This is a genomic window from Flavobacterium chryseum (assembly GCF_004362015.1).
GTDB lineage: Bacteria > Bacteroidota > Bacteroidia > Flavobacteriales > Flavobacteriaceae > Flavobacterium.
This window is the reverse complement of the sequence record NZ_SNWW01000024.1, coordinates 1-8,272: the sequence shown is the minus strand read 5'-3', so window position 1 is coordinate 8,272 and position 8,272 is coordinate 1. Positions and strand designations below refer to the sequence as shown.

Sequence of the window (8,272 nt, the reverse complement as noted above, 5' to 3'; positions counted from 1 at the left end):
AATGCAGATGATGCATTAAACTATGGAGGTATTGGAATGGTTATAGGTCACGAAATAACCCATACTTTTGATGATCAGGGTGCCCAATATGACAAAGATGGTAACTTAAAAAACTGGTGGACAAAAGAGGATTATGCTAAGTTTAAGTCCAAAATACAACAGGTGATCAATATGTATAGTACTTATACTGTCTTAGACAACCTGCACATTAATGGCGCAATGACAGTTGGCGAAAATACGGCGGATATTGCCGGAATAGCAGTTGCTTATGATGCTTTTAAAATGACCCAACAAGGGCAGGGAAACACAAAAATCGACGGTTTTACACCAGACCAACGCTTCTTTATTTCTATTGCCAAAATATGGAGGGTAAAAATGAAAGACGAGTTCCTGCGTTTGTGGATTAACAATAATCCGCATTCTCCGCCAAACTGGCGTGTTAATGGTCCGCTAATGAATACAACACCTTTTTACGAAGCATTTAATGTAAAACCTGGAGATAAGATGTTTTTGCCGAAGAATGAGAGAATAATAATTTGGTAGTGCTAAGACAAAATCTTTTAAGGTCACTTTCTGTTAATCCTAATACATAAGGTAAGTAATAAAAACATAAAAAACATTTCGTTAGAAATAGAATTTTAATTTTGTGACCCCCAAAGGGACAGATTACAAACCATTTTATGGAGGAATTGAGGAGATTGACTTACTGGAGGTAGAGGCTCTCTTTAGATGTCCTCACAATTTTGGTGTGGATGTCCTGTTGGGGATTGATGGGAATTAGTTATTGTGTTTGTGTGCAACAAGTTTTTACTAAATAAATTTTATTACTTAATAGAAAAATGAATTGAGATATTTGTGGCAAAAAAGATTTTAATTCCCGATTTGCATCAAAATAAAACCTATTCATTTGAAGAGGTTTTTTCTAAATACTACAATTAAGGTTTATTTCTTTTACTGCCTATGACAGTTATTCCATTGCTAGTACGCTTATAAGTTTCAAAAAAATATACGCTTTGTTACAAAAAGACAAGGAAATTTATATATTTCTCCAGCATTTTCTAATTGTACATTTAAATAACAGAAAATTTATTTTTTGCGATATATAGTTTCAAAGCCCAAGTCCATTTCGCATTCACTATTAAGTACCTCGCCCAGATATTTAGGGTATTCTCTTCCGTTTTCATCAGTATTAAACATGAAGAAGTCACCATAATTTGCCTCCTTTAATGCCGAAAATTTCTTTACTTTATATTCCTTACTCTCAAATGACCCGGGATCTGCCTCAAGTTTATTCCATTCATCTTCAGAAAAACTAAAGGGAATATATTTTTTGGTTTTAACAATATACATAGTATCACCATTGATACGCATTAATTTTACCAATACTCCTGTGGACATACTATTTTCTACCCATGTTGATTTATAAATATCTAACGATTTAGGATGCATTAGCAATTCTTTATATTCTTTTGCTTTTTCGCTGTTTCTTTTTTTATTTATCGAAGTAATTCCCCATAATATTAAGATCAGGAATGGCATAAAAAACCAAATTGACCACGGATATACCAATTGCCACAAGGTTCTTTTATGGTTGTGTCTGATATCAGTAATCGCTTGAGCTACCGTTGTTGAGTATCTTTTTTTGGCAAATATTGAGCTATCCGGACTTTTAAGAATATTTCCGCAGTTAGTGCAGACAACGCCGGTTCGCCTGCCCATTCCAAATAGAGGTATTCCCATCGCGATATATCTCATGTACAGCGTTAAATCTATTGTGTCTTTATGATTGCAGACAAGACATACTTCGTCAATGATAGGTTTTGTTTGTAAAGGCTTCGTTATAATTTGATAAATAAAAATTAACATATACGTTCTGAGTTTAATTTTGGTAATTAGGTCGTTTATAGGAAAATTTAATTCTATAAGCCCTGTAAATCAATAATGGATGGGTGTGAAGTATTAGTCTTTAAATTTATTCTTATTGATTAGTTCATCCAAAAGTGCTGTAAAAGTATCGGCGCTAAAAACGGAATTGTATGATTTTTTAAACACTGTTTCGTTATCACTATTGATAAGCTGTATTTGATTTGTCAAATCAGTAATAGAAAAACGGTGAATTTCTTTAAAATAAATAACCTGCGAATCAAACACTAATTTATCCTGAAATAAGAAAATAGTTTTCGTTTTTATATTTAAATACGAATTGGTATTTATAGCCATAAATTGTTTCATGGCTAAATCTTTAAATTCGACATAATTAAAAGTCACGCTTTCACCGTCTTTTAGTTTTTTCAAAAGTATGGGCACATTGACAGAACGGTGTGTTGATCGTATAAATGCAATTACTTTATAAATATTTGAATATCTTGCAGAAATGGGATGCCATTGAGTTGTGCTGTTTTCTCGAATTGCAATATTGTTGATGTCAAATATACGTTTGCCAGAAGTAAACAAATAAACATCCTGAATATCCTTAAAATATAAAGTTTCCTTACTGCCTTTATTATCTATAACAATAGCATTTTGGTATAAATAAAAGACAGATCCTTTTGACAGATAAAGTGCTATTGTAAATATAGTCAGGCCGAGTGCCATAATAAAAACGATACAGTAATATAAAATGCTAACATTCCCTGAAAAGTTCATAGTACCTTCATTAACGGGTATAATTGCTTTAAAATAAATAAAAAGGCTTATTGCTGTAAATAAAACAAGTATTACATATGAAAAATAAAGAAATGTTTGTGATACTGCGCATTTTCGAATAAACGTACCTAACTCAGGACTTGATTTCATAATCTATAAATTTTGACATTGATTAAACTACTATCAAAATCTTTGAAAGTGTTCTTTGCTAATGGTTTTAATTATAGCAAAAGTAGTAATGGCAGCAGGGAAAAAAGTAGATTTTATATATAGATAACATCTACTGCTGGATATAGTGATATCTATTTAGTATCTACAAAGGTGGATTAGAGGAATAGTTCTTTTGTAAACAGTCGCCTCTCACAAAGGATTTCATTGCTACGGCTGCATCGAGCCCAATTTGTCTTTGAAGCAATGTAAATTTGAACCCAATTGTTCTATTTCTAATTACAGTTGTGCAAAAAAAGGTTTTACGACGAAGCACAATTGATTTAAATTTAATTTTAGATTTATCTCAATCTGTACTACCACCATATTATTAAATTCGGCTTTGGATGCTTTAGCATCGAGAAATCCCGAAGCATTGGCGCGAGTCTCTTCAAAGAGAAACCCACAACCATAGCAACTGACAGTCACGTCCAGTAATCGCTTGTAGGTTTGTTCTTCAGCCAGTACAACACCTAAATCGCATATAACCGAGAAGGACATAGAGAAGGACCTTATAGAATATGACTGTCTCGAATAGTAATCTCAATTTACTCAAAAATATTAATTTTAGGGTATTTTTTTGTAGTATTGTAAGCCGCTATGCTTGATTATTTAGCACATATACATTACCTAGAGTCAGATATGCGATTCAAATAGAGGATATATAAAGGTTAGCGGCAAGGTTACACCACCAAACCTATATGAAATGAAGTAAAAATGGAGAGTAATGATATAAAAAGACTTTCTCGCCTTGCAGCGATACTGACTATTCTACAAACAAAGAAAATTGTTACATCATTAACTCTTGCCCAAAAGTTTGATGTAAGTGTTAGGACAATTTATAGAGATATTAAAGCTTTGGAACAAGCAGGTGTTCCGATAATTGCAGAAGAAAGAAAAGGATATACACTAATGGAAGGATATAGAATTCCGCCAGTTATGTTTACTGAAAGTGAAGCAAATGCTTTAATAACAATAGAACAATTGGTTCAAAAAAATAGTGATAGTTCTCTTATAAAAGAATATACAGATGCAATCAATAAAATAAAGGCCGTTTTATTATATTCAACAAAAAACAAGGCTGAATTACTTTCCAAAAGAATTGCCATTAGTCCTTCCATTCCAAACAAAAACACAAGTAATTCATTGGCTTTGATACAAAATGCCTTGACAGATTTTAAAGTTTTGAAAATTACCTATAAATCAGCACAAAATAATAATACAACTATACGCAACATAGAGCCATTTGCTTTCTACTATAATTTACAAGAGAATTGGTTGGTTATTGCTTTTTGCCTATTAAGGAATGATTACCGGATGTTTCGATTAGATAGAATCTTAAAAATTGAACCACTTGAAATTTCGTTTGAACCACACGAGCTAACACTAAAAGATTTTTTGGACACCAAAGAAAAAAACTTTAGTATGCCTGACATACCGTTGTCATAATGCCATTCTACTTTTGTGCTATTATTAATTTAAAACAGAATAAAAGAAAGATGAGTAAAACAAATTTAGTATCATTAAGAATTATCACCGCTGATATAAAACGATTGGTTCAATTTTTTGAGGATGCAACAGGAACAAAAGCCAAATGGGCAACAGATGACTTTGCAGAGGTTGTATCCGGATATTTTACCTTGGCAATTGGAAGTACACGAACATTGGCTTTTTTCGGAAATGATGTTGCAAAACCTGCAACTAACAAAAGCATTATAATAGAGTTTCTTGTTGAGAATGTTGATGATAATTACGAATTAATTAAAGGTTTAACAAGTGAAATTGTTCAGAAGCCAACTACAATGCCTTGGGGTAATCGTTCTTTACTATTTCGTGACCCAGATGGGAATTTGATAAACTTTTTTACTCCTGTAAGTGATGAAGCAAAAAGAAAATTCGCATAGAGAATATCTATTAATCCATAATTTTTGGATTCCCAGTTGTATGTATGGACAAAACTCTGGTGATGAGTTTGCAAATTCTTGTAATTATTTTCCCGACTCTTGTGGTACCGTGGTAGGGGTCAGATGAAACAATAACCCCAGGAATACTGCTTGATGATATAAACGCAACTTATTCTGAATACACTATAAACATTACTTCTTATAATTTTGAACCCGGTAAAAATAATATTTTTAACGAAAACGGAAGACCTTCGTTCAGGAGATACAGGAGATTTAGTACAGATAGAGATTAATGGTGTTTTGTATAAACCCTCGCAATTATACAGTAAGTTTTTATTCATTTTATCATTTTTGACCGATCCAAATTTTTATTACGTATTTATATGTACTTTTGAAACATTAAACCGCTTAAAGATGATCAGTTCTGAAAAATCCCCCACAGCTCCTGAAGACTCAAAAGAAAGAGAGCAGGTAAAAATTATTTTGGCCGAAGATGATAAAGACGATCAGGAATTATTCATCGATGCACTGGATGCGGCAGAAGTCAACTCTGAGGTGGTCACCGTCAAAAACGGGCAAGAGCTCGTGGACACTTTAAAAGATAAATCCCAGCCCGATCCAGATATTATTTTTATCGATATCGATATGCCAGTTAAAGACGGCAAGAAGGCACTGGAGGAGATAAAGGGCGATAAGGAGCTTAAGGATATCCCGACGGTTATGCTCTCCACTTGGAGCCACCCTGGGGATATTGAAGATACCTTTGATAAGGGAGCAGACCTTTATATACAGAAACCAAATTCTTTTAACGGCTTTGTGATGATTCTAAAGAAAGTGTTCTTTCTTCACTGGGCCAAACCTATAATTAACCCAGTAAAAAATATGTTTTTTGTTTCTGAAAAGAGTCTATCCCGTAAAGAATGAGAAGCGCTCTTTATGTCTGGGTATTTGATAATAAAAGAAACTTTACTTTTGGCAAAGATGATGAATATAATAAAAGTAAATAAAGAGTGGTTTTTTTATAAAACATTCAATTAACCAGATTTAAATTTCTATATCAAAAAAGTGTTTCCGATGGACTTTGCTGTTAGTGATGTGGGCATTAGTATGGTAATTACTATACACTTTTGCATTTAGATTTATTTGCTTCACTGTGAATTTCTCTCAACGCTGTCGAGAGGGAGGTAAGAATATCCAAGATGAATAGCATTATATTCCAAAATATTTAATTAAAACGATTTATAAGTGATCTGGGTGGTTGGCATATCGGTAATAGTATGTTGTAGCTTCCTTCTTCTTTCATTGGTGTTATATAGTAAACGTAATTTCATTACTATTAAGCATTAAAGCTATTTTGCTTAACGGAATTATTCCGCAAATTTATCTATAGTAAATTTTCTTCTTTAGCGATTTAAAAACATCATAAGAGGCCTTATCATTAAAATAAGAATACCATTATGAAAGCGATTTAAAATCTTAGGTAAACACTATGAATTTTTTCAATGTATCAATTGATACCTTGTATATTAAATAATTCCATAGAAATAATTAAAATCTTACAAGTTGTATGTTATCCTAGATTTTATTTATTCTAATACTTTATTTCACCATAAATTTAAACAGGCAAAACAACTGTAAATTCGCCTTAACTTTTTGTGGCAAGAAGATCAATCCACTTTAATTTGTTAAATGATTTGAAGAGTAATAGAAATTTTACTGTCTTAGTGGTAATTTTATCTAAATTCTTCAATAAAGATTAAAGATTGGGCGTTGTCTGTGCTTTTTTACCGCTTAAGCAGTAAAATATAATTAAAATTTAATTTTATGATGGCTTTTTATTAAAAAAAAATATTCATATTTACCGCTTTAGCAGTAATTATGAATGATTTTGATTTATTTATTAAGACGAATCGTAAAGCCGCTGGCCTTACGCAGCTGGAATTAGCAGATTTAGCCGGTATAGGCAAAACTACAGTATTTGATATTGAAAAGAATAAACAGTCAGTCAGATGGGATAGTTTAAAAGCGATTTTGAAAGTTCTGAATATTGAAGTGAGGTTTATTAGTCCTTTAAAAAATAAAAGATGAGAAAAGCAATTGTTTATGTTCATGATAGCAGGGCAGGGCAGCTTATAGAGGAAGAAGGTGGCCGATATATATTTGCATATGATGATGATTATGCTTCCGATCCCGTATCTCTCACTATGCCTGTTTCGCATAAAAAATATTCTTTTTTAAGTTTTCCTTCTTTTTTTGAAGGTCTGCTTCCAGAAGGAATAATGCTGGACGGGCTTTTAAAAATAAATAAAATAGATAACAAAGATTACTTTTCTCAGCTTATAGCTACGGGAAATGATTTGGTGGGAGCAGTAACAGATAAACCCGCAGATTCATGAATAGATGTCCTGTTACGTACGAACCATGCGGGGATGACTTATACAGCAGAGAAGGATTGAAAAAGCTGTCTCCTAAACTTGTGTCGTTTCATAATCTTCCCTTTTCAGCTTCTGAGCAGAGGCAAGAAGCAGTCAACAGAGCAAGTAAATTATCTATACAGGGTGTTCAACCTAAATTAAGCGCCCATTTAGGCAAAGTTAGTCTTTTTTTTTTTTTTGAGAAAGTCAAATTGTTTGACTTGATAGATTTTTAGTTTTCTACCTACTTTTCTACCCACCTATGGTAGTATATAATTAATTTTCCAATAGCCACCTTTATCACTTCCTTCTCTGATTAATAATCCTATGTCTTTAAGTTTTTCAATGTTATTATCTATTGCAGAGGCACTTAAGTTTACTGCTTTCTCTAGTTGTTTTTTAGTTATTTTAGAATTATTATGTATTTCCCTAAGAATTATTACTCTATTATTGGTTAAGCTATCTACCCACTTTTCAAAGTTAAAAGATCTTCTAAGAGTTACTGTAAATACCCTAAAACTTAAAAGGAAAAAAGCCAAAAAAATAATTTTGGATGAAGATGATAAAGATGATCCAGGACTATTTATAGAAGCTCTTAATGCAACAAAGGTTCCTTGTGCCGTCCTCACGTAGAGAATGGGGAAGAATGGTTGGCACCTCGAAGATGGGCAGGATCGAAACCCGATATTATTTTATAACGATGCACTAGCAGAAATAAAGAATGATCAAGAACTTAAAGAAATCCCTGCAGTTATTTCTCTAAATCCAATCACCATAAAGATTTTGAAGATACTTTTAATAATGGGCAAACCTATCTTATAGAGAAAAAAATCAGGCAGTTTAATCCATATAAAATGTTCTAATATCTATTAAACTTAATATCATGTAAGAAATAAGCAACAAATTTATTTTAATAAAACATTATCGAATATATTTGTATTATTTAATATGCTAAATATATACAAGTTAATAATTTTCGATACTTTTTTATTTTTATTATCGCTAAAACTGGATATTCTGGATAAAGTGAGCACCTAATTCTGGATAAAAGTGAGCAGTATAAATGAACTCAAAAAGGTGTCTAAAAAGTAGTTTAAAAGT

Annotated in this window: 9 protein-coding genes; 6 read left to right on the top strand and 3 right to left on the bottom strand. The window is 32.1% G+C overall.

Translation table 11 applies throughout. From position 1 onward, the window contains the following. Positions 1–543: M13-type metalloendopeptidase (locus EV143_RS21145; protein WP_133509897.1), on the top strand; the 543-nt coding region annotated here is incomplete at its 5' end. Between the two features lie 543 nt (positions 544–1,086). On the opposite strand, the gene EV143_RS21140 is transcribed toward EV143_RS21145, so the two are convergent. Beyond that, a complete protein-coding gene (locus tag EV143_RS21140) occupies positions 1,087–1,755 on the bottom strand; it encodes a hypothetical protein (protein ID WP_133509896.1) in 669 nt (222 codons plus the stop codon). 204 nt (positions 1,756–1,959) lie between these two features. Further along, a complete protein-coding gene (locus tag EV143_RS21135; protein WP_133509895.1) occupies positions 1,960–2,796 on the bottom strand; it encodes a DUF6585 family protein in 837 nt (278 codons plus the stop codon). 774 nt (positions 2,797–3,570) lie between these two features. On the opposite strand from EV143_RS21135, the gene EV143_RS21130 reads away from it, so the two are divergent. From EV143_RS21130 to EV143_RS21110, 5 genes are all read left to right on the top strand, one after another. Next, the gene (locus EV143_RS21130) at positions 3,571–4,302 is read left to right on the top strand and encodes a helix-turn-helix transcriptional regulator (protein WP_133509894.1); all 732 of its coding nucleotides are present in this window, start codon (positions 3,571–3,573) and stop codon (positions 4,300–4,302) included. A 50-nt stretch (positions 4,303–4,352) separates the two neighbouring features. Further along, positions 4,353–4,757, top strand: a complete 405-nt coding sequence (locus EV143_RS21125) for a VOC family protein (protein ID WP_133509893.1) — start codon at positions 4,353–4,355, stop codon at positions 4,755–4,757. 207 nt (positions 4,758–4,964) lie between these two features. Then, the gene (locus EV143_RS21120; protein ID WP_133509892.1) at positions 4,965–5,681 is read left to right on the top strand and encodes a response regulator; all 717 of its coding nucleotides are present in this window, start codon (positions 4,965–4,967) and stop codon (positions 5,679–5,681) included. Positions 5,682–6,635: 954 nt separating this feature from the next. Beyond that, positions 6,636–6,845 (top strand): helix-turn-helix domain-containing protein, encoded by a 210-nt coding sequence (locus EV143_RS21115; RefSeq protein ID WP_133509891.1) that lies wholly within the window; start codon positions 6,636–6,638, stop codon positions 6,843–6,845. Next, complete coding sequence (locus EV143_RS21110) at positions 6,842–7,153, top strand: HipA N-terminal domain-containing protein (RefSeq protein ID WP_133509890.1); 312 nt, start codon at positions 6,842–6,844, stop codon at positions 7,151–7,153. Before EV143_RS21115 ends, EV143_RS21110 begins: the two co-directional genes overlap by 4 nt. A 278-nt stretch (positions 7,154–7,431) precedes the next feature. On the opposite strand, the gene EV143_RS21105 is transcribed toward EV143_RS21110, so the two are convergent. Further along, positions 7,432–7,710, bottom strand: coding sequence for a winged helix-turn-helix transcriptional regulator (locus tag EV143_RS21105; protein WP_133509889.1), 279 nt, complete (start codon positions 7,708–7,710; stop codon positions 7,432–7,434). Positions 7,711–8,272 lie beyond the last annotated feature (562 nt).

Bases quoted from the DNA above. Each gene is read 5' to 3' on its own strand.
- EV143_RS21135 (WP_133509895.1), bottom strand. From the start codon at position 2,796: ATGAAATCAAGTCCTGAGTTAGGTACGTTTATTCGAAAATGCGCAGTA.
- EV143_RS21130 (WP_133509894.1), top strand. From the start codon at position 3,571: ATGGAGAGTAATGATATAAAAAGACTTTCTCGCCTTGCAGCGATACTG.
- EV143_RS21125 (WP_133509893.1), top strand. From the start codon at position 4,353: ATGAGTAAAACAAATTTAGTATCATTAAGAATTATCACCGCTGATATA.
- EV143_RS21140 (WP_133509896.1), bottom strand. From the start codon at position 1,755: ATGAGATATATCGCGATGGGAATACCTCTATTTGGAATGGGCAGGCGA.
- EV143_RS21110 (WP_133509890.1), top strand. From the start codon at position 6,842: ATGAGAAAAGCAATTGTTTATGTTCATGATAGCAGGGCAGGGCAGCTT.
- EV143_RS21115 (WP_133509891.1), top strand. From the start codon at position 6,636: ATGAATGATTTTGATTTATTTATTAAGACGAATCGTAAAGCCGCTGGC.